Genomic DNA, 21,079 nt, shown 5'->3' with positions numbered 1-21,079 from the left:
TATAGAAAAAATCCCTAGAGAACTCTGTTATCGATGACTTGTTCGCCAGTGTGCCCAAAACGTCTTTGCCGGCCTTTGAAGCTGCCGATAGCTTTTTCCAATGCTTGCTGATCGAAATCCGGCCAAAGCGCATCGGTAAAATAAAATTCGGTATAGGCCAGTTGCCACAGAAGAAAATTACTGATCCGTTCCTCTCCGCCGGAACGAATAAACAAATCAGGCTCGGGTAACTCAGCGGTCACCAGATATTGATTGACGAGTTGTTCGGAAATGGCTTGCTCGTCGATCTCACCCGATTTCACCCCGGCGACGATTTGCCGCAAAGCTTGGGTGATGTCCCAACGTCCGCCGTAATTGGCGGCTATCAGCAAGGTTAATCCGTCATTTTGTGCGGTCTGCCCTTCGGCCGCGGCGATTTTTTCCCGCAGTTTTTCCGGAAACGCGCTTTTATCGCCGATGATTTTCAGTCTGATGTTGTTTTTGTCGAGTTTATCGACCTCGGATTGCAGCGTGTTCATGAACAGCTCCATCAACAAACTCACTTCATCTTGCGGCCTTCGCCAGTTTTCGCTGCTGAAAGCGAACAATGACAGCACTTCAATGTTCTCTTTGGCACAATACTCGACGATCTTCCTGACCGCCTTCACACCAGCGTAATGCCCCATAATTCTGGGCATCAAGCGCTTTTGCGCCCAGCGTCCATTGCCATCCATGATGATGGCAATATGCCGTGGGTTGCCGTTATTTATCGCCGGTTTATCGTTGTCAGCAACTGTCATCACGCCTCTCGATTACATGGAAAGCAAATCGGCTTCTTTTTCTTCAAGATGCTTCTCTACTTCCTTGATGTATTGATCGGTGAGCTTCTGGATCTTTTCTTCGGCTTGACGGGCATCGTCCTCAGAAATTAATTTTTCTTTCAAAGCATCTTTGATCGCGGCATTGGCATCGCGGCGAATATTACGTATCGCTACGCGGCCCTGTTCAGCTTCGTTTTTGACGATTTTAACCAAATCGCGACGCCGCTCTTCGGTCAGCGCCGGCAACGGCAGTCTGATGACGGTACCTTGCGTGGCGGGATTTAAGCCCAAGCCGGACGACATGATGGCTTTCTCGATAGCCTGGATCATGCTCTTTTCCCAAGGCACGACTTTCAAGGTGCGCGCGTCCTCGACAGAGACGTTGGCTACCTGCGACAAGGGCGATTCGTTACCGTAATACGTGACGCTGATTTGGTCCAGCAAGCTGGGATGCGCGCGCCCGGTTCTAATTTTGGTAAATGCTTTTTGTAGGGACTCGATGCTTTTTACCATACGGCTGGCGGCATCTTGTTGAATATCGCTGATCATTCTGTTAGTTCCTCTCGATTAGGGAGCCTATATCTTCACCGCGCATTAAGCGCATAATCGCTCCCGGCTCAAATACATTCATTACCCGCATGGGCAGGTTGTTATCCCGACACAAAACCAAAGCCGTGGTGTCCATTACGTTCAAGCGCTGGTCAATGGCTTCGTCATAGGTCAAGCGGGGATAAAATACGGCGTCAGCCACCTTGTTCGGGTCGGCCGAATAAACGCCTTTGACTTTGGTCGCCTTAATCATCAACTCGGCGTCAATTTCAATAGCACGCAAACTGGCGGCGGTATCGGTAGTAAAAAACGGATTACCGGTACCGGCAGCGAAAATAGCCACTCTACCTTTTTCCAAATGTCTGACAGCCCGGCGACGGATGTAATCTTCGCACACCTGATTGATTTTCAGAGCGGTCATGACCCGAACCGGCTGCCCGAGATACTCCAGCGCGTCCTGCATCGCCAAGGCATTAATCACCGTAGCCAACATACCCATTTGGTCGCCGGTAACCCGATTCAGCCCTTCCGATGCTTTCTCGCCGCCGCGCAAAATATTGCCGCCGCCAATCACCAAGCCGACCTGGATACCTGCATCGCACAAGTCTTTCACTTCTTGAGCCAAGCGTTGCACTATATCCGGATCGATACTGCCGCCGCGTTCGCTCGCCAGTGCTTCGCCGCTCAATTTAAGTAAAATTCTCTGACAAATCAATTGACTCATAATCAAATATCCACCGTAAACATGGGTTAAAAGCAACGAACTGATATAAATAAACCCGGCGAACCGGGTTTATTCCGAGGCGTTTAACCTCTAACTTGTGCCATTACTTCGGCGGCAAAATCTTCTTCTTTTTTCTCAATGCCTTCGCCCACTTCGAAGCGAGCAAAACGCACGACAGCGTTGCCTTTGGATGCCAGCAATTTACCAACGGTAACGCTGTCGTCCTTTATGAAAGGCTGGCCCAACAAAGTCACTTCCGCCAGAAATTTATTGATACGACCACCAATCATTTTTTCAACGATCTCGGCAGGCTTGCCACTTTCCAGTGCTTGCGCGGCAAAAATTTCTTTTTCCTTGGCGATGACATCGGCTGATACTTGATCATCCGATACATATTCAGGTTTAGCAGCGGCAACATGCATCGCCACGTCCTTACCCAAAGCGGGATCGTTTTTGCTTAACTCAACGATAACGCCAATTTTACTGCCGTGCAGATAAGCCGCCTGACCACCATCGGTGGTGGTGAATTTAACGAAACGGCGCACAGTAATGTTTTCGCCGATTTTAGCAATCAACGCACGACGGGTATCGTCGACGCTGACGCCGGTGCTTAGTACCATTGCTTGCAATTCTTCGTCGCTGTTGACATTGCTGGTCAACAAACTATTGACGACATCATTAGCAAAACCAATAAAATCATCGCCTTTGGCAACGAAATCGGTTTCGCAGTTCACGTCTACCATAACAACGGTTTTAGCGTCGCCGGAAACTTTAACACCTATGATGCCTTCCGCCGCGATACGGCCGGATTTTTTATCGGCTTTTGCCAAACCGGCTTTACGCATGTTTTCAATGGCCAGTTCCATATCGCCATTGGCTTCAACCAGGGCTTTCTTACACTCCATCATGCCTGAGCCGGTACGCTCACGCAATTCCTTGACCATCGCCGCACTAATACTCATCGTTTTTTCCTCAAATTTTATTAACTAAAAAAACGCCTCACAAAGGAGGCGTTTAAAAGACAGTCTGTTCTGAATACCAGATTCAGCGGCGCTCAACCACCTTGGCCGAGCGCGTTTAAAACTTACGCTTCCGTTACGACTTCTTCGACAAAATCGTCGGCTTTGGCTGAAGCATCCATACGCAAGGCTTTCGCTTCCAGCACGGAGGCCGAAGCACTTTGGCAATACAAAGTCACTGCGCGGATAGAATCGTCATTACCTGGGATAACGTAATCAATTTTTTCGGGCGAGTTATTGGAGTCAACCACGCCGACCACTGGGATGCCCAATTTTTTGGCTTCCATAATGGCATTTTTCTCATAACCTACGTCCAACACGAAGATAGCGTCAGGAGTGCCGCGCATATCTTTGATACCACCTAGGCTGCGCTCCAGCTTTTCCAATTCGCGCTCCATGCCCAAAGCTTCTTTTTTGCTGAAACGTTGGTACAAGGTGCCATCGGCTTTCATCGCTTCCAGTTCTTTCAAACGGTTGATGGACTTTTTGATGGTTTTGAAGTTGGTCAACATGCCGCCCAACCAACGATGGTTGACGTAAGGCATGCCACAACGTTTTGCTTCTTCCGCCACGACTTTACGCGCCGCTTTTTTGGTACCGACAAACAGGATGGTGCCTTTGTTGGCGGTCATTTGGCCGAGGTAGTTCATCGCATCGTTAAACAATGGAAGCGTTTGTTCCAAGTCGATGATATGAATTTTATTACGCGCTCCAAACAAATATGAAGCCATTTTTGGGTTCCAGTAACGGGTTTGATGTCCAAAGTGAACACCCGCTTCCAGCATTTGACGCATTGACACTGCTGCCATTTACTTCTCCTAATATTGCCGAATAATTCGGCGTTGGGTTACGCCTCCACTCGCCCCGATCAGTGACCGAAAATCTGCAATAGACTTTCAGCACCCCACCGACCGTGTCGACAAGTGTGAGTATTGGTTACATAGTGAACTTACCTTTATACCATGATTAGAATTTCACAACAACTTCAAGTCTGATAGACTCCTGTCGGCGCCTGCCTGCGAGAGCATCTTGATTGAATAGCAAAACCAGGCCCGCACCCGCTCTTATCCTAATAATTAGCCACCTGCCGATGACCATTACCATAAAAACCGCTGAAGAAATCGACAAAATGCGCGTTGCCGGAAAACTGGCCGCCGAAGTACTTGAAATGATCGCCCCCTACGTCGTTGCCGGCATATCCACCGAAGAGCTTGACCAAATCTGCCACGACTACATCGTCGATGTGCAACAAGCCATTCCCGCGCCCTTAAATTATCGCGGCTTCCCTAAGTCGATTTGCACATCCATTAATCAACAGATTTGCCACGGTATTCCCAGCGAGAAAAAACTAAAGAACGGCGACATCGTAAATATCGATATTACGGTGATAAAGGATGGTTATCACGGCGACACCAGCAAAATGTTTTGTATCGGTGAGGTCAGCCCACACGCCAAACGCTTGGTAGACATCACCCGCGAATGCCTGTTTTTGGGTATAGCAGAAGTCAAACCCGGCGCCCGCCTGGGCGACATAGGTCACGCCATTCAAAAACACGCGGAAAGCAATCGCTACTCTATCGTCAGAGAGTTCTGCGGTCACGGCATCGGAAAAAAATTTCACGAAGACCCACACGTGATGCATTTCGGCAAACGTGGTGAAGGCGAAATAATCGAGCCCGGCATGATTTTTACGATAGAGCCCATGCTTAATCAAGGCAAACGCCATATGAAGATCCTCGCCGACGGCTGGACGGCAGTGACCAAGGACCGCAGCTTGTCAGCACAATGGGAGCACACGATTTTGGTGACCGACACCGGCTACGAGATTTTGACGCTGAGACAGGAAGAACTGTGAGCCAAGCGCTGTTCACCGAAAACGATTTTCTCGACTGCTTTGCAGGCGAAAATCCGGTCGCCAAATTCAAGAATGCGATTAACGAAGAAAATGCGCAGTTAAAAATGCGCTTTAACCCGGACCAGGCGACCGTCGGCCTGCTGACCGAGAAAGCTCGCTTCATCGATAATCTATTGACCGCCTGCTGGCTACATTTCCTCGACGCAGCCGCTAGCCGCCATAGCCTGATTGCGACCGGCGGCTATGGCAGAAGCGAATTGTTTCCCTACTCGGATATCGATATCTTGGTGCTGCTAGACGCCGCCAACCCGATAGACTATCAACAGCCGGTATCCAGTTTTTGTAATTTTCTTTGGGACATTGGCTTAAAACCAGGACTCAGTACACGCTCTGTAGCAGAGTGCCTGGCGGTTGCCGCGGACGACCAAACCGTCTTTACCAACCTGCTCGAGATGCGCCTGATTACCGGCAACTCCGAACTATTTAGCGATCTAAAACACCAGGTAAATTCTGAAACACTCTGGCCATCGGAACAATTTTTTCCAGCCAAAATGGTTGAACAGCAAAAGCGCTACAGCAAGTACCACGACACGGCTTACAACCTGGAGCCCAACATTAAGGAAGGCCCTGGTGGACTTCGCGACTTGCAGGTCATCAGCTGGGTATTCAAGCGCCATTACAACGCATCCTCTCTCCGCGAGTTGATCAAGTACGGTTTTTTACCGAAATCGGAATACGACAATCTTATTACCGCTCGCGACATCCTCTGGCGCCTGCGCTTTGCACTGCACAATCTGACCAACCGCTGCGAAGACCGATTGGTGTTCGATTACCAACGCGAGCTAGCCAGCCAGTTCGGTTACATCGATAAAAACGAACAACCCGACGTCGAGCAATTCATGCAGTTTTACTTCAAAACTGTCGTGGACATTGAACGCCTGAATGAAATGCTCTTGCAACTGCTGAACGAGAGACTGATCAGCAACAAGGAAAGCCTAACCCCCATCCCTATCACCGCCAACTTTTCATCGATTGACGGCTATCTGGAAGTCAGCCACAAAGACGTATTTCAAAAACAACCGCTGGCTTTGCTGGAAATTTTTTTAATCTTGCAACAATCTCCCTCTTTGAAGGGCATTCGCGCCAGCACCATCCGCTTGATTCGCAAAAACCTGCACCTGATCAATGCCGAATTCCGCACCAACAAACAGGCCAACCGCCTGTTCATGGATATTCTCAGACAGCCGCGCGGTATTACCAGCCAACTCAAGCGCATGAACCGCTACGGCGTGCTTGCCGCCTATTTGCCGGATTTCGCCAATATCGTGGCGCGCATGCAATACGACCTATTCCACATCTATACCGTAGACGAGCACACTCTGTTTGTTATCCGTAATTTGCGGCGCTTCTCTTTGGCCAAACACAATAAGGAGTTGCCGTTTTGCAATAATATTTTTTTACTGATTTCAAAGCCTGACATTTTGTACATTGCCGCCATGTTTCACGACATAGCCAAAGGCAGAGGCGGCGATCATTCCACGCTCGGCGAAACCATTGCCAACAACTTTTGCCAGCAACACGAATTATCAAGCCACGATACCAAGTTGATCACTTGGCTGGTTCGTCAGCACCTGTTGATGTCAATGACCGCACAACGCAAGGATATTAGCGATCCGGACGTGATCCACACCTTCGCCCAGGAAGTCGGCAGTATAGAGCGGCTAAATTATTTATATTTACTGACTGTGGCGGACATTCGCGCCACTAACCCTAGCTTATGGAATGCCTGGAAAGACGTATTGCTTAAAGACTTGTATATTTCCACCCACCAAGCCTTGCACCGCGGCCTGCAAAATCCGGTGGCCCGCTCGGAACGGGTACAGGAAAACAAAAAAGAAGCGGGCGACGAGCTTTTGAAACTGGGTATATCCAAAACCAATATCACGCAGTCCTGGCAGCATCTCAGCGACGACTATTTTCTGCGCTATTCTGCGGACGAAATCGCCTGGCACACCATCGCCATCGCGGCCTGTCAGGAAAGCGAACTGCCGTTGGTATTACTGCGCCCGCAAACCCAGCGCGGCAGTGCGGAGATTTTCGTTTACACCCGCAACGAAGCGCAGATTTTTTCGATTTCGACCGCGACTCTGGACCATTTGGGCCTGACAATTCTGGATGCCAGAATCATCACGACTGCCGATCAATACGTACTGAACAGTTTTCAGGTTTTGGAACAATCCGGCGAAGCCATTAACGACTTGTATCGCGAAGTACATATCTGCACCTCGCTACGCCAAGGCTTAATCGCCAAAAAAGTGAAAGCGTCAAAGAATATCCACAAGCAGTCCCGCCAGGCCCGACACTTTCCGATAGAAACCAGCATCACATTTCTGGAAGATCCGTCACATAAACACACCGTCATCGAATTAGTGACGACGGACCGCGCCGGCCTGCTATCGACCATAGGTAAGGCGTTTACGGAGTTGGATATTCAACTGCACGACGCAAAAATCACCACGATAGGCAGTCGCGCGGAAGACATGTTCTACATCAGCGACCAGCAATCAATGCCGATCACCGACGAAGACAAAAAAGCCCAGATACGTACCACCATGTTGAGATATTTGAGCCTCAAAGGTTAGGAAAGCTATCTTGCCAACAAGGACTCACCGCGCGCCAATTTCGGCAGACGGCCTTCCAGCCCCATCGCCGCCTTCATCGCTTTATTGCGCGCTGGGGTGATGCGCTGCGCCAACCCCAGTCCAAGATTCCTTAACAGCTTGATAGGCAAAATATCGTTACTAAACGATTTATAAAACACATCCATCAGGGTCATCATTTTCAGATTTTCGTTGCGACGCATCGCTTCATAACGCTGCAACACCGCCAAATCCGCAATATTCTGACCGCGTTTACGCGCATCCACCAGAATCTCCGCCAACGCCGCAGCGTCCAGTAAGCCGATATTCACACCCTGCCCGGCCAATGGGTTAATCATGTGCGCCGCATCGCCCACCAAAGCCACACCGTGTTTCACATAGCGTTGCGCATGCTGCCGCTTCAGCGGGAAGCTCGCCACACCTAACACCTGCTTGACCTCGCCCAGGCAATCAGGGAAAGCCGCTACCAGCTCATCCCGCAATTGCTCGTAAGACAAGGCTTGTAAACGCCGAACTTCATCGGGGGACTGATACCAAACGATGGAGCCATAATTACCTGTCAACGGCAAAAAGGCTTGCGGGCCGCTGGACACAAAGCGCTGCCAAGTGATGTCTTGCTGCGGATAGGCGGTCTCTATGTAGATGACCAAAGCGTGCTGATTGTAATCCCAACTAGTCACACCCAAACCTACCGCCTGCCTGACTCGGGACTGTCCACCGTCCGCCGCCACCAGCAATTTTGCCTGGAGTACACGACCATCCGCTAATACCAACTCCGATTCGTGGCCATCGTAATTGATCTTGCTGATGGTTTGCGGCATCAGCAATTCGATATTGTCGAAATGGGGCAACCTATCCAGCAACGCCAGCTGGGTGATGCGATTTTCGACGATATAGCCCAACTCGGGATAGCGAATGTCATCGCTATTAAAAGTCGTATCACCGGCGGTTTCCCAAACCCGCATGCGCTTGAACGGGCAATAACGCCGTGATGTCACGCCCTCCCAAGCGCCGACGGCTTCCAGAATATTTTTCGAGGCGATACTGAGTGCCGAAACCCTTAAATCATGTGGCTGTTCGCTGGAAAAAGCTTCTGGAACCTGCGCTTCTATCACAGCGACTTTTAACTCGCTACCACCCAGACAACAAGCCACGGCGGCACCCACCATCCCTCCGCCGACGATCACCACATCAAATTGTTCTTTCATATTTCTTCACAAAGTTTTAAAACTAAAGACCGGACGAGAGAACGACGCCGCCATTGGCTTTACGGAATGACAGAGGCCGCGCCACATGGTAGAATTACAAAGTTTCGCCAACTGAAATTCCGAAGTTAATCAGGGATTCTCGCCGCATGGGACGACTCTAACACGCAGCAGGCAGAAAAACCATAAACGGCACTACCGGTAAGGAAAATACCGGCTAGCGCATTTATTCAGTATGAGAGGATCTGGATAGCAATGATTAAAAACGCCCAGAAAATTAACGCAATACACATGCTTTACGACGCTGATCTTTCCCAGGACAGCTGCGGTGTTGGATTTATCACCCGCAAAGACAGCAAACAGACTCACGAGCTCCTAGTCAAGTCACACGAAGCCTTGTGTACTATTCCTCATCGCGGCGGCATGAGCGCGGAAGGCATAGGCGACGGCGCCGGCGTTAATATCGATTTGTCTCTGAAGTTTTTCCGTAAGGCCACTGGGAATGCGGACCTGGAACTGGGGCAATTCGGCGTAGCCAACTTTTTTTTCCCGGAAGATCACGCGCATTACGATTCCGAAGCACAAAAACTGGTCGAAGAACAATTTCTGGAATTCGATCTACCGATTATCAAATGGCGGGAAGTGCCTGTTGACAGCTCGGTGTTGAATGCCGCAGCGTTGCGCGCGCAATTACCGATTAAACAGGTCATTTTCGGTCGGCCAAAATCCCTCAAAGATGCCAGTCACGAGGCTTTTGAAAGGCATATTCAGTCTGCGCTGCTGACTATTGAAGCCCATGGCTTTACTCGCCCGGAACTGAATGGATTTTACCCTTTATCCATGAGTTCCCGCACCCAAGTTTACAAAGGCCGCCTGAACTCGTTTGAAGTCATCCCCTACTTTGTCGATTTGTACGACGCGGACCACGAAATCAGTACGCTGTTTTTCCATACCCGTTTTTCCACTAATACCGCACCGGCGACGATGATGGCGCAGCCTTTTCGGTATATGGCACACAACGGCGAGTTGAACACCGACAAGAAAAACCGCCTCAGCGAAAACGCCATTGCTCGGCAAAACAACAAACATGTGGTGTTTCCTTGCGGCCAATCCGATTCCGGCCGCCTGGATCAAACCCTGACCCGCCGCATCAACGAAGATCAACTGGACATTGTCACCGCTATTTTGGCGATGATGCCACCGGCTTGGGAAAACGATAGCACCCTATCGGAAGATGTACGCGCGATGCTGGAATATTTCAGTCTGTACGAAGAGAAAAACGACGGCCCGGCCGCGTTAATCTTCAATGACGGCATTCGCGTCGGTGCGCGCCTGGACCGCCTGGGCTTAAGACCATTGCGCTCGGTCGAAACCGCAGAGTATCTGGCGGTGATGTCCGAAGCGGGCCAGATCGATTTTCCACCGGAAAAGGTGCTCAAACGCGGCCGCATCGAAGCAGGCGGCATGCTGTATTTCGACCATAGCACCGGTGAATCTTACAACAGCCATCAAGTGATGGAACGTTTGGCTAAGGAAAGAGACTACAAAGCGCTGCTGAAACAAAGCTGCGTTCATATCAGCGAATTGCCCAAAGTAGAGCTTTCGGAACTCAGTAACGAGCATGAACTGAATATCGACCAACGTCACACAGCTTATTCGCTGAACCAGGAAAGCTTTAAGTTTTTGCTGGACCCTATCCTGCAAACCGGCTTGGAAAAAGTCTCCGCGATGGGTTACGGCCTGACGCCGAACGCTTTGAGCGCATCTGAAGGCGGTATGTCGCGTTACTTCAGCCAACGCTTTGCGCAAGTGACCAATCCGCCGCTGGACTCCCTAAGGGAAAGCGACGGCATGACTTTGCGCGTGGCCCTGGGCGCCAAACCCACTTTTGCGCCGCAAAGCAGCAAACAGCTGATGATCGAATCGCCGATTCTGCAACGCACCCAACTGGAGCAGATTCGCAGACAAAGCCAGGTAAAAACCGCGACTATTGAGGCGCTATACACTCCAAACTTTGAAAACGCCGCGCAAAACGAACTGGCTTTAGAACAAGCCTTGCAAGCGGTATGCATACAAGTCGAACAAGCTGCGCGCGACAATACCGGCATTATCATTTTAAGCGATGCCAACATCAGCAAAGCCCAGGCGGCTCTCCCGGCGCTGCTCGCCATTGCCGCGGCCAACCAGCATCTGGTCAAACATGGTCTGCGCTTTAACAGTTCGTTGATCATGGAAACCGGCCAGGCAGCCAGCCCACACGACGTCGCCACCATACTGGGCTTCGGCGCCTCCGCAATCTGCCCGCTCAGCGTGCATAACCGGGTAATCACCGAATATGCCGATTCTGCAGCACAGCAAAAAGCGTTGTATAGCTTTCAAAAAGGCGTCGAAAAATCACTGATGAAAACCATGGGCAAATTCGGCCTGTGTACCGCGGAAAGCTATATCGGCGGCGAGTTTTTCGAATCCAACTACCTGGATACCGACGAACCAAAATTAAAACCGTATTTCCCCAACATCAATGCCTCGGTGGGCGGTGTTCGCTACAGCGACATAGCCGCCAGCGCAACGGAATGGCACCATAAGGCGCTATCCGTAACCAGCGAAAGCGACATTCCATTCCTTGGATTATTCAAAGAGCGGAATGAAGGCGCCGGCCACACGTTTGGCAATACGGCGGTGCGTGAATATATCAACATGACCGATGAAGCGATCATGTATATAGCGCCACAACAAGCGCCGGAAGCCAGTGATACCGCCTATTTGGATTTCGGCTACGAAAAACGCACACCCGAGCAAATCGACGCTTTTGGCATTACCCCGGCTTATCGCAGCTTTACCCACAATCTGGCTCAGGAGCGCGCGAACCGTCCTGCTGCTTTACGCGATGTGATGGAGTTCCCAGCCGATGTCAGCGCCGCTAACAGCAAAGCCGATTTTGATCGCCTGCTGGGCAGCCAGGATTTACACGGCAACAATAACTACCTTATCCGCGGCTTACAAGTCGAGAAAAGTAACGGCGTGGTCTTCAGCATTCGGTTTACCGAGAACTCAAGCAAAGCGCGTCTGGAACAACTAGCAGAACATTTGAAAGCGCGTTTTGCCGGCAACGATTTTGGTTTAAACCTGGAAAACGACATTATCAGTCTGCGGGTGAACGACAGCGACAACCTGATTTACCACTATTTGAGCAACGTGCACCCTGCCCGCTCGCGGATAGCACTGGATCAGGTGCAACCAGCCCATCAAATCACGCCGACTTTCGCGTCCGGCGCGATGAGTCACGGCGCGCTGTTGGCCGAAGCCCACGAAGCCGTGGCGCAAGGCACCAACATTGCCGGCGGCATGAGTAACTCCGGCGAAGGTGGTGAACACTCCAGCCGCTTTGGCACGATTCGCTCCAGTAAAATCAAACAGTTCGCGTCCGGCCGCTTCGGCGTCTGGGCCGGCTATCTGGCCGATCCGAATCTGGAAGAAATTGAAATCAAAATCGGCCAAGGCGCCAAGCCCGGCGAAGGCGGCCAATTGCCTGCACCGAAAGTATCAGTGGAAATCGCTGCATTACGTGGTGGCACACCCAAAGTAGAACTGGTCAGCCCACCACCGCATCACGACACTTATTCCATCGAAGACTTGGGCCAATTGATCCACGATGCCAAAGCCGCGCGCGTTCGCGTGGTGGTCAAGCTGGTATCTTCGGAAGGTATCGGCACTATCGCGGTCGGTGTCGCCAAGGCCGGTGCCGATGTGATTAACGTGGCCGGCAACACCGGCGGCACCGGCGCGGCGGCGGTGACCAGCTTGAAAAACACAGGGCGTTCTCCGGAAATCGGTATCGCCGAAGTGCATCAAGCTCTGGCTGCTAACGGTTTGCGAGATAAAGTTATTCTCCGGTGCAGCGCGGCCCACCAGAACGGTGCCGACGTCGTCAAATCCGCTATTTTAGGTGGCGATTCCTTTGAATTCGGCACCACCGCCTTGATGATGTTGCGCTGCGTGATGGCGAAAAACTGTAACATCCGCTGCCCGGCCGGTTTGACCACTGCCCACGAGGAATTCAAAGGCGACCCGCGCGTGTTGGCACAGTTCTTTATGAACCTGGCCCACGAAGTGCGCGAAATCCTGGCTGACTTAGGCTACACCAGTTTGCAGGAAATTCGCGGTAAAACCGAGTTGCTGCATCTGATCGACCATCCCAGCATGGTCGGCCAAATCCACCTGCAAAAACTGCTGGCAGAGGTACCGGTTGTCAAAATTGAGAAACCGATTTATCTGGAAAAAGATTTCGTGATCGACGATTTGATCTTTGCCCGCGTTAAATCGGCTTTGTTCGAAAAAGGTCAAAAGCAAGTGCTTGTCGAAGGCGACGAATTCAAACTGAACAACCGTAACAAAACCGTCGGCGGTCAAACCGCAGTCGATCTGGAACGCTTGTTGGCTTATGAACTCAGCCCTGAGCAAGTCGCTAAATCGAACATCATCTATACCAACCAACATGGTCGCCGCTATTTAGCCGACGATACGATTATCGTTCGCACCCATGGCTCGGCGGGCCAAAGTTATGCCGCGTTCAACAACGACGGCATGCGCATGGAACACACCGGCACTTGCAACGACGGTGTCGGAAAAACCGCTTGCGGCGGCACCATCGTCATCAAATCACCCGGTGGCGGCTCCCAGTTACCTGGCGAGAACGTGTTGATCGGTAACTTTGCGCTGTTCGGTGCTTCCGGCGGCAAAACCTTTATCAATGGCGAAGCCGGCGACCGGTTTGCCGTGCGTAACTCCGGCGCGATGGCGGTTGTCGAAGGCGTCGGTGATTTTGCCTGCGAATACATGATTAACGGCGCGGTATTGAATCTGGGCGGCTTTGGTAAAGGCTTCTGCACCGGCATGTCGGGCGGCAACGCTTATCAGTACGATCCAGATAATCGATTAAATGATTTGTATGACGATACCTCGGTATCCATACACAGTTTGACCGATGACAACGACCTAGCAAGCAGCCATGAGCAATTTATTTTGTACATGCTGGAACAACATGTTGAACATACCGACTCGGAAAAAGCCAAGGCTATCCTGGCTAATTGGGCCAACGAGCGTCGGCACTTCAAATTTGCCTTGCCGCTCTGGTTAAATCGCACGCAAACCGCGGAATACCTAAGCAAAGCGCTGGATCGCAAAGCGATGATCGAAGAGTTGTCGGTGGCATTTGCGCAAAAACAAATCGAGCAAATCAAACAGGCTTACAAACACAATACACCATTGTTCGATGGCGCCATTCCGGGTTACGGCGAAACCGACACCGATCTGACCTTGAAATTGATCAACAGCTATGCGGTGATCGATAAAGCCCAGCAAATTGCCCGCGATCAGTTAACTAAAGCCGGCCAACCGGCTACTGAAGCCTTAGTTGATCAACATGCCTACAAGCTCGTGATGGAACGTCCGCGCAAGCTGCAAGATGCGCTGATTAAAAATATCCGCGAAGCTTACAGCCAATACGATGATGGTCAGTTAGCCGCGTTGATGGCGGAAAAACGCCTGAACGACTACAAAACCACGCTGATGCTGCGCGACGTGCAAAGCATTTACTCGATAGGCTCCACGGCCTGGATCATCGAACAAGATAGATTCAACCGTTTAGCGTTGGCCGGCCTGCCGTCTATCGATAAAAATCTGGCGAGCTTGGAAAGCCTGTCTATTGTGAAAGACATGCTGGAAAGCGCGTCTGCCTGAGCTGAGGGAGGGTGCTTCACGCACCCTTCGCGCCACTTGGCAAGAACCAAATACAGTGACTGGACAACCTGACACCTGTCCACAGATGGTAATGAAATGAAAGCACCTTTTATCCCGCAAAACGCCCCTTTTAGTGATACTCAACGCGCCTGGCTTGGCGGTTTTTTCGCCGGCATGCATAGCCATATGCTGCAAAGCGCCGGTAGTGTCAATCAAGCGAACGCCCGCACCTTGCATATTCTTTACGGTACTCAGACCGGCAACTCCGAGTCGCTGGCTAACGACGCCGCCAATGCAGCCAAAAAACATGGCTTGCAACCGGTCGTCAAAAGCATGGATGAAGTTGAAATCGGCCAATTGCCGCAAATGCAATACTTGCTGATCATTACCAGCACATACGGCGAAGGCGCTATGCCGGACAACGCCGAAATGCTTTGGGAAGCGGCCAATAGTGATGCCGCGCCGCACCTGGACAACGTCAATTATTCGGTATTGGCCCTGGGAGATACCAGTTACGACTTGTTCTGTCAGGCTGGAATAGACTGGGATAATAAACTGGCAGCTCTGGGTGCCAAGCGCGTGTTTGACCGCGTCGACTGCGATGTGGATTTTGAAGCCCCAGCGGAAAAATGGCTCAGCGAAGTGATTCCGTTGATGGCGGAAGGCGCCAGCATTGTTGCGGTAGTCGATACCGAAACCCAAGCTGCCAAATCGGTTTACAATCGCAAAAACCCATTCCCAGCCAAAATGCGCGTCAACCGCATTGTCACGGCATTGGATTCGTCGAAAGAAACCCGACATTACGAAATTTCTATCGATGGCTCCGGCCTCAGTTACGAAGCCGGCGACGCATTGTGCGTGATCCCGACCAACTGCCCGGACTTGGTCGCGCAAATCGTCAAAGCCATCGGCTGCACCGGCGCGGAAGACGAACCGGTCAATGGCGAATTAATGAAGCTGTCGGATGCGTTGCGCACACATTTCGAGATCAAATTACCCAGCAAAGAACTGATTGAAGAAATCGCCAGCCGTTCCGGCGATCAAGAGTTAAATGCCTTATTGCTGTCCAGCGACAAGGAAAAACTGTCCGATTACCTGTGGGGCCGCGACATACTCGATCTGCTGTTGCAATTCCCCGGCGTGGAATTTTCGGCCGCCGAATTTTTGCGTTTATTAAAACCGTTGCAACATCGCGCTTACTCCATCTCCTCCAGCGGCAAGAAACATCCGGACAGCGTACATCTGACAGTCGCCAGCGTGCGTTACGACGCGCATGGCCGCCAACACAAAGGCGTTTGCTCCACCTATCTGGCGGATTTGGTGAATGAAGAAACCGATGTACGGATATTCTTCACCCCCAACAACAACTTCCGCGTGCCGGCCGATGATAGCCTACCCATGATTATGGTTGGACCCGGCACCGGTATCGCGCCGTTCCGCGCCTTCCTGCAAGAGCGCGAATTCCGCAAGGCCTCTGGTAAAAACTGGCTGTTTTTCGGCGACCGTAACGCCTCAACCGATTTTATCTACCGCGAGGAAATCGAAGCGATGCAATCCAGCGGCTTGCTGACCAAACTGGATTTAGCGTTCTCGCGCGACCAGGCGGAAAAAATCTATGTGCAGGATCGCATGAAAGAGCATGGTGCCGAACTCTATGCCTGGCTGGAACAAGGCGGTTACTTCTTCGTTTGCGGCGACGCTTACCGGATGGCCAAAGACGTCGATCAAGCCCTGCACGATGTGATCCGCGAGCATGGCAAGAAAACTTTGGTCGAGGCGGTTGAGTATGTCAACCAATTGAAAAAAGACAAACGCTACGTCAGAGACGTTTATTGATCGGAGATCGGTTCACGGGCTCACCTCAGTCAACCCGTGAACCACCCACTATAGAAGTTCCTCAGGGCACTTAATCGATAGTCATCCGCTGTCCGCTTTTTTTCAGTTTCTTCGCTAGATTCAGCGTCAATATGCCGTTCTCGTAACGGGCTTTGCTGGCTTCCTCATCAATCTCCGCGGATAGTTGAAAGCTCCGCGACACTTCACCGAAATAGCGCTCGCTACGTAGCAATTTATCGTCTTTGTTTTCGGTATCCAACTGGCTAATTTGCGCGCGGATGACAACCACGTTGCCGTCGATATCCACATGGATATTCTCTTGACCCGCGCCCGGAATTTCGGCTTGGACGATAAACTCCGACGGATTTTCCTTCACATCCACTTTGATTTGCGCCGGCAAACCGTCGCCGTGCAGCGGTTTAATGTAATAACCGGGATTAACATCGCGAAACAGTTCGTCAAACAGACCGCGACTAACAAATGGGCTTAAGTTACTCATGTCGATTCTCCTCTTTGTTGCATGTAAAAACCTGAATGGTTCTATGCCAATATGGTGTTAGACCACAAAAAATTCAAGAGAAAGACACTTAAAAAACAACAGACAATCGTGGCAAAACACGGCTTAAAGGACTAACGGCGCGTCAGCTATTTCGTTGGGATTTTCCTTATTTAACGCCGGAAAATGCTGTTGCAATTGCGCAGTGATATGGGCGATCCCCTCAATCACGCCTAATTCGAATCGACCTGCCCTCAACTGCGCTTCCATCTGTTCGCAAATCCGGGCCCAAACCGCTTCGCCAACTCTGGCATGTATACCGCGATCAGCGACAATCTCTACATCACGATCAGCAAACAGCAAATAAATCAGGACGCCGGTATTGTGTTCCGTATCCCAGATTCGGCATTGTGAAAATACCTCAAGCGCGCGTTGTCTCGGCGTAACACCCTGCAATAACTCGCCTATCTCCAGCGCACTTTCCACCACAAAACGAATTTCACCCAAGTGCGATGCTTCGCTATCAGCAATCGCCGCTTCGATGGCTTGCAAGCTGCGCTTGGAAAACGCCAGACGCACACGCCAAGGACCACTAAAAATATGCTTTAGAAATCTGATCACTTGCATGGTCTACCATCTCCCCGACGCACCGCCGCCGCCAAAACCGCCGCCTCCGCCGGAGAATCCGCCTCCCGACCCGCCGCCAAAATCGTCATCGTCGTAAAAATTGTCGTTTTGCCGGCCGCGAAACGCACGTCTGCCATTGCTAAGCGAAACCATGAACGCAAACAATGCCGCAAGGCATACAACCAGCCAACCCGCGTTCAATAGCCAAGCGATAATACCAACCACGCTGCCGTTGATTATCCCGCCGAGAACGCTTCCAAACAGAGTCCGTAAAATCCAAGCGCCGGCCACCGCTAGAAACACCAAGAGGGGCAGTAAACGTTGCACCCGCCCATCGACAAACGATGCTTGAGGGGCAGGCAGAGGCACACCATCAAATATTCCGATCAGGCTATCCACGCCGGCATTAATACCTTCCGCATAGTCGCCCTGCCGAAAATACGGAATCATGATTTCGTCAATAATCCGCTTAGCCAATACGTCCGGCACCACGCCTTCCAAGCCGTAACCCACTTCGATGCGCGTGACGCGGTCGTCCTTGGCCAGCAACATCAATATGCCGTCATCGACACCCTTGCGGCCCAGACGCCATTGTTCGACCACGCGAATAGCATATTGCGCAATATCTTCCGGCTGGGTAGTGGCAACGATCAATACCGCAATCTGGCTGCCTTTTTGTTGCTCAAAAGCCTGTAAGCGTTGTTCCAGCGCGGTTCTTTGCTGTGCGGATAAGGTAGCGGTCAGATCGGTAACACGCTGTTCAAGATTGGGCACTACTTGCTCGGCATTTACGGCCGCCGCAAACAGACAAACCGCCAGGAATCGGGCGACCCAAAACCCTGAAAAGCCAGCTGTCTTCCGCATCTTATTTACCAAAATCAACCACTGGTGCAGTCGAAATGGCTTTCTCATTTTCAACGGTAAACGATGGCTTGGTTTTGTAGCCAAACAGCATCGCAGTCAGATTGCTGGGAAACGAGCGCACGGTGATGTTGTACTCCTTGATCGCGGCGATATAACGATTGCGTGCCACGGTGATACGGTTTTCGGTACCTTCCAATTGCGCTTGCAGATCGCGGAAATTGGCGTCAGCCTTCAGTTGCGGGTAATTTTCCGACACCACCATCAACCGCGACAAAGCCGAACTCAGTTCGCCCTGCGCCGCTTGAAACTTGGCAAAAGCCTGTTCGTCGTTCACCAATTCCGGCGTCACTTGCATGCTGCCGACTTTGGCGCGCGATGCTGTCACCGCTTCCAATACGTCCTTTTCATGTCCGGCGTAGCCTTTCACCGTATTCACCAGATTCGGTACCAAATCCGCGCGGCGCTGATATTGATTCAACACTTCCGCCCAACCGGCATTGATTTGTTCGTCTTGCGTTTGAAAGGTGTTGTAACCGCAACCGGGCAGCATCAATGTCGCGATTAGAAGAAAAACCTTTACTATGTTTTGCATCGTCCACTCCGTGAATAGAAAAATTTTTAATTGTTCACAGCAGCATAACACGTAGCCACTTAGCTCAGGCCAAGGGTCAGACTGTGGTCCTTATGCCCGCTTCCGCAACACCAATAGCCGGTTATTGGCCGGCATGGCGTGGTCGGCCTGTAAGGTCAAACCGATGTGTTCGGCCAAGGCCATGATCGCCTCGAAATCCTTGATACCGCAGCGCGCATCCCGTTCTTTCAACCATAGGTCGAAACGGGCATTGCTCTCGCTGGTATATGCACCGGCGTAATTGAACGGGCCGTAGATACACATCATCGCGTCGGTACTCAAATAGTTGGTTAACCGTTTGAATAGCAGCTCTACTTCGTCGCTGCTCATGATGTGCAAGGTATTTGCGGTAAACAGCGCGTCGATTTGCGCGCACGGCCACTGCAAATCCCCCACATCCAAGCTTAGCGGCGGCAGTAGATTCGCCAGTTGCGCCTCGGTCCGCCATAAATGGATCCCCGGCAGATTTTCCGGCCTATCGGTAGGCTGCCAGGACAGATGCGGCAGGTTCTCGGCAAAATGGCAGGCGTGTTGGCCGGTACCGCTGCCGATTTCCCAAACTGTCATCGGTTGGTCAAAGACCGTTTTGAGAATCTGTAAAATCGGTTCCTTGTTGTTCTCGCAGGCTTGAGAAAACGGCTTCTCTGTCGTCATGGGCAATGATTTGATGGTATGTTGGGGCTTTAACTCTACTAAGATTAAAAATGGAAGTAAAACAAATCGCCAGCATGGCGCAAATCGAAGCCACGGCATGGAATCGACTGTGCGGACCCGACTATCCTTTTTTACGCCACGAATTTTTAGCCGCACTGGAACAAAGCGCCGCCGTTTGCCCGCAGACCGGCTGGGAAGCCGCACATTTATTGGTTTTCGACAATCAGAAATTGTTGGCGGCATTGCCGCTGTATTTGAAAACCCATTCCTGGGGCGAGTATGTGTTCGATCAGCAATGGGCTCAAGCTTACCAGCAGCATGGTCTGGCCTATTATCCGAAATTAGTCAGCGCGATCCCGTTTACCCCTTGCCAGGGACAGCGACTGCTATTCGCACCGGATGCGGACCAAACGGCAATCTGCGCTTTGTTATTCAGTTTTATCCAACAACTTGCCGAACGACAGGGTATTTCCTCGTGGCATTGTTTATTTCCCGAACCTTCCCAGCTTGAGCTGCTGAGATCTTTAGGTTTAAGCGTCCGCGAGGGCGTGCAGTTTCAGTGGTTTAATCGTGGCTACGCGACTTTTACGGACTTTTTACAAACCCTAAGCGCCGACAAACGCAAGATGATTAAGCGTGAACGACGCCGGGTAGCGGAACAAGGTATTGAGCTATTGCGTGTTCCGGGGACGGAGGTTACCGAGACCCAATGGCAGGTGTTTTTCCGCTTTTACGCACTGACCTACTTAAAACGCAGTTCCGAACCTTATCTCAATCTAGCGTTTTTCAAGCAAATTGCGCGAACCATGCCTGAGCAATTATTGTTGGTACTAGCAATTAAAGACGATGTATACGTCGGTGCGGCCTTGAGTTTTATCGGCGCGGATACCTTGTACGGCCGATATTGGGGATGCGATGCAGAATACAATGCCCTGCATTTCGAAGCCTGCTATTACCAGGGCTTGGACTACTGTATAGAACACGGCTTGGCGCGTTTTGATTCCGGCGCGCAAGGCGAGCACAAAATCTCCCGCGGCTTCGAGCCGGTCACTACCTACTCCACGCATTGGTTAAAGGATGCCGGTTTTGCCAAGGCCGTGGCGCAATTTGTAGCCCGGGAAAAACAGGCGATTGCGCATTACAAGCAAGACGCGGCGAATTACCTGCCGTTTAAACGAGCCCAATAAAACAGTGCTGCGTCAGCTTTTTTCCAGCTCGGTTTGACAAGGCAAACAATACTGGCAGGCAATCGCCTGACGCCGAGCTTCCGGAATCGGCTCCCCGCATTCCTGGCAATGGCTGGCCGATTCGCCCGTATAGATAGCTTTACGTGTCTCGGCGACGAAAAGCTCGGTCATCTTGTCCATTCTTTCCAGAATGGCATCGGTACCACCCGCCCAGGCTGTGGACATTACTGCTG

17 protein-coding genes are annotated in these 21,079 nt (G+C 51.3%); 5 read left to right on the top strand and 12 right to left on the bottom strand.

Features of this window, described 5'->3' with window-relative positions; genetic code table 11:
• Positions 1-14: 14 nt before the first annotated feature.
• The 5 genes from QLH52_RS04935 to rpsB form a co-directional block, all read right to left on the bottom strand.
• Positions 15-779 (bottom strand): isoprenyl transferase, encoded by a 765-nt coding sequence (locus tag QLH52_RS04935; protein WP_171695185.1) that lies wholly within the window; start codon positions 777-779, stop codon positions 15-17.
• 12 nt (positions 780-791) lie between these two features.
• Positions 792-1,349: a ribosome recycling factor gene (gene frr / locus QLH52_RS04930; protein WP_020481855.1), complete on the bottom strand. Its 558-nt coding sequence runs from the start codon at positions 1,347-1,349 to the stop codon at positions 792-794.
• A gap of 4 nt (positions 1,350-1,353) precedes the next feature.
• A complete protein-coding gene (gene pyrH / locus QLH52_RS04925; protein ID WP_020481856.1) occupies positions 1,354-2,073 on the bottom strand; it encodes a UMP kinase in 720 nt (239 codons plus the stop codon).
• Between the two features lie 83 nt (positions 2,074-2,156).
• Positions 2,157-3,035, bottom strand: coding sequence for a translation elongation factor Ts (gene tsf / locus QLH52_RS04920; RefSeq protein WP_319960754.1), 879 nt, complete (start codon positions 3,033-3,035; stop codon positions 2,157-2,159).
• 122 nt (positions 3,036-3,157) lie between these two features.
• On the bottom strand, positions 3,158-3,901 hold the full coding sequence (gene rpsB / locus QLH52_RS04915; protein WP_020481858.1) for a 30S ribosomal protein S2: 744 nt from the start codon (positions 3,899-3,901) through the stop codon (positions 3,158-3,160).
• 281 nt (positions 3,902-4,182) lie between these two features.
• On the opposite strand from rpsB, the gene map reads away from it, so the two are divergent.
• Both map and glnD read left to right on the top strand, forming a co-directional pair.
• A complete protein-coding gene (map, locus tag QLH52_RS04910) occupies positions 4,183-4,947 on the top strand; it encodes a type I methionyl aminopeptidase (RefSeq protein ID WP_033158773.1) in 765 nt (254 codons plus the stop codon).
• A complete protein-coding gene (gene glnD / locus QLH52_RS04905) occupies positions 4,944-7,589 on the top strand; it encodes a [protein-PII] uridylyltransferase (RefSeq protein WP_319960753.1) in 2,646 nt (881 codons plus the stop codon). The genes map and glnD overlap by 4 nt, the downstream gene beginning before the upstream one ends.
• Positions 7,590-7,594: 5 nt before the next feature.
• Here glnD and QLH52_RS04900 read toward each other — a convergent pair whose 3' ends face one another.
• Positions 7,595-8,815 (bottom strand): FAD-dependent monooxygenase, encoded by a 1,221-nt coding sequence (locus QLH52_RS04900; RefSeq protein ID WP_319960752.1) that lies wholly within the window; start codon positions 8,813-8,815, stop codon positions 7,595-7,597.
• A 252-nt stretch (positions 8,816-9,067) separates the two neighbouring features.
• Between QLH52_RS04900 and QLH52_RS04895 the strand changes: the two genes are divergently transcribed.
• A complete protein-coding gene (locus QLH52_RS04895; RefSeq protein ID WP_319960751.1) occupies positions 9,068-14,551 on the top strand; it encodes a glutamate synthase-related protein in 5,484 nt (1,827 codons plus the stop codon).
• A gap of 96 nt (positions 14,552-14,647) precedes the next feature.
• Positions 14,648-16,387 (top strand): sulfite reductase subunit alpha, encoded by a 1,740-nt coding sequence (locus QLH52_RS04890; RefSeq protein WP_319960750.1) that lies wholly within the window; start codon positions 14,648-14,650, stop codon positions 16,385-16,387.
• Positions 16,388-16,457: 70 nt separating this feature from the next.
• On the opposite strand, the gene QLH52_RS04885 is transcribed toward QLH52_RS04890, so the two are convergent.
• The 5 genes from QLH52_RS04885 to QLH52_RS04865 form a co-directional block, all read right to left on the bottom strand.
• The gene (locus QLH52_RS04885; protein ID WP_319960749.1) at positions 16,458-16,886 is read right to left on the bottom strand and encodes an Hsp20/alpha crystallin family protein; all 429 of its coding nucleotides are present in this window, start codon (positions 16,884-16,886) and stop codon (positions 16,458-16,460) included.
• Positions 16,887-17,009: 123 nt separating this feature from the next.
• Positions 17,010-17,510 carry a TPM domain-containing protein gene (locus QLH52_RS04880; protein WP_319960748.1) on the bottom strand — a complete coding sequence of 167 codons (501 nt, stop codon included), beginning with the start codon at positions 17,508-17,510 and terminating at the stop codon, positions 17,010-17,012.
• Between the two features lie 3 nt (positions 17,511-17,513).
• Entirely contained in the window at positions 17,514-18,374 is an 861-nt protein-coding gene (locus QLH52_RS04875) for a TPM domain-containing protein (RefSeq protein ID WP_319960747.1), read from the bottom strand.
• A 1-nt stretch (position 18,375) separates the two neighbouring features.
• Positions 18,376-18,966 (bottom strand): LemA family protein, encoded by a 591-nt coding sequence (locus QLH52_RS04870; protein ID WP_101053333.1) that lies wholly within the window; start codon positions 18,964-18,966, stop codon positions 18,376-18,378.
• Positions 18,967-19,056: 90 nt separating this feature from the next.
• Entirely contained in the window at positions 19,057-19,659 is a 603-nt protein-coding gene (locus tag QLH52_RS04865) for a DUF938 domain-containing protein (RefSeq protein ID WP_319960746.1), read from the bottom strand.
• Positions 19,660-19,709: 50 nt separating this feature from the next.
• On the opposite strand from QLH52_RS04865, the gene QLH52_RS04860 reads away from it, so the two are divergent.
• Entirely contained in the window at positions 19,710-20,846 is a 1,137-nt protein-coding gene (locus QLH52_RS04860; protein WP_319960745.1) for a GNAT family N-acetyltransferase, read from the top strand.
• Between the two features lie 12 nt (positions 20,847-20,858).
• Here the strand turns inward: QLH52_RS04860 and QLH52_RS04855 are convergent, their stop codons facing one another.
• Complete coding sequence (locus tag QLH52_RS04855; protein ID WP_033158783.1) at positions 20,859-21,071, bottom strand: TraR/DksA C4-type zinc finger protein; 213 nt, start codon at positions 21,069-21,071, stop codon at positions 20,859-20,861.
• Positions 21,072-21,079: the final 8 nt, after the last annotated feature.

This window comes from Methylomonas defluvii, assembly GCF_033949435.1.
Taxonomy (GTDB): domain Bacteria; phylum Pseudomonadota; class Gammaproteobacteria; order Methylococcales; family Methylomonadaceae; genus Methylomonas; species Methylomonas defluvii.
Note: the sequence above shows the minus strand (reverse complement) of the source record. Positions and strands in the feature narration are given on the sequence as shown.

Coding starts and splice junctions, on each gene's coding strand:
- QLH52_RS04935 (WP_171695185.1), bottom strand. CDS start 779: ATGACAGTTGCTGACAACGATAAACCGGCGATAAATAACGGCAACCCA.
- frr (WP_020481855.1), bottom strand. CDS start 1,349: ATGATCAGCGATATTCAACAAGATGCCGCCAGCCGTATGGTAAAAAGC.
- pyrH (WP_020481856.1), bottom strand. CDS start 2,073: ATGAGTCAATTGATTTGTCAGAGAATTTTACTTAAATTGAGCGGCGAA.
- tsf (WP_319960754.1), bottom strand. CDS start 3,035: ATGAGTATTAGTGCGGCGATGGTCAAGGAATTGCGTGAGCGTACCGGC.
- rpsB (WP_020481858.1), bottom strand. CDS start 3,901: ATGGCAGCAGTGTCAATGCGTCAAATGCTGGAAGCGGGTGTTCACTTT.
- map (WP_033158773.1), top strand. CDS start 4,183: ATGACCATTACCATAAAAACCGCTGAAGAAATCGACAAAATGCGCGTT.
- QLH52_RS04900 (WP_319960752.1), bottom strand. CDS start 8,815: ATGAAAGAACAATTTGATGTGGTGATCGTCGGCGGAGGGATGGTGGGT.
- QLH52_RS04895 (WP_319960751.1), top strand. CDS start 9,068: ATGATTAAAAACGCCCAGAAAATTAACGCAATACACATGCTTTACGAC.
- QLH52_RS04890 (WP_319960750.1), top strand. CDS start 14,648: ATGAAAGCACCTTTTATCCCGCAAAACGCCCCTTTTAGTGATACTCAA.
- QLH52_RS04885 (WP_319960749.1), bottom strand. CDS start 16,886: ATGAGTAACTTAAGCCCATTTGTTAGTCGCGGTCTGTTTGACGAACTG.
- QLH52_RS04880 (WP_319960748.1), bottom strand. CDS start 17,510: ATGCAAGTGATCAGATTTCTAAAGCATATTTTTAGTGGTCCTTGGCGT.
- QLH52_RS04875 (WP_319960747.1), bottom strand. CDS start 18,374: ATGCGGAAGACAGCTGGCTTTTCAGGGTTTTGGGTCGCCCGATTCCTG.
- QLH52_RS04870 (WP_101053333.1), bottom strand. CDS start 18,966: ATGCAAAACATAGTAAAGGTTTTTCTTCTAATCGCGACATTGATGCTG.
- QLH52_RS04865 (WP_319960746.1), bottom strand. CDS start 19,659: ATGACGACAGAGAAGCCGTTTTCTCAAGCCTGCGAGAACAACAAGGAA.
- QLH52_RS04860 (WP_319960745.1), top strand. CDS start 19,710: ATGGAAGTAAAACAAATCGCCAGCATGGCGCAAATCGAAGCCACGGCA.
- QLH52_RS04855 (WP_033158783.1), bottom strand. CDS start 21,071: ATGTCCACAGCCTGGGCGGGTGGTACCGATGCCATTCTGGAAAGAATG.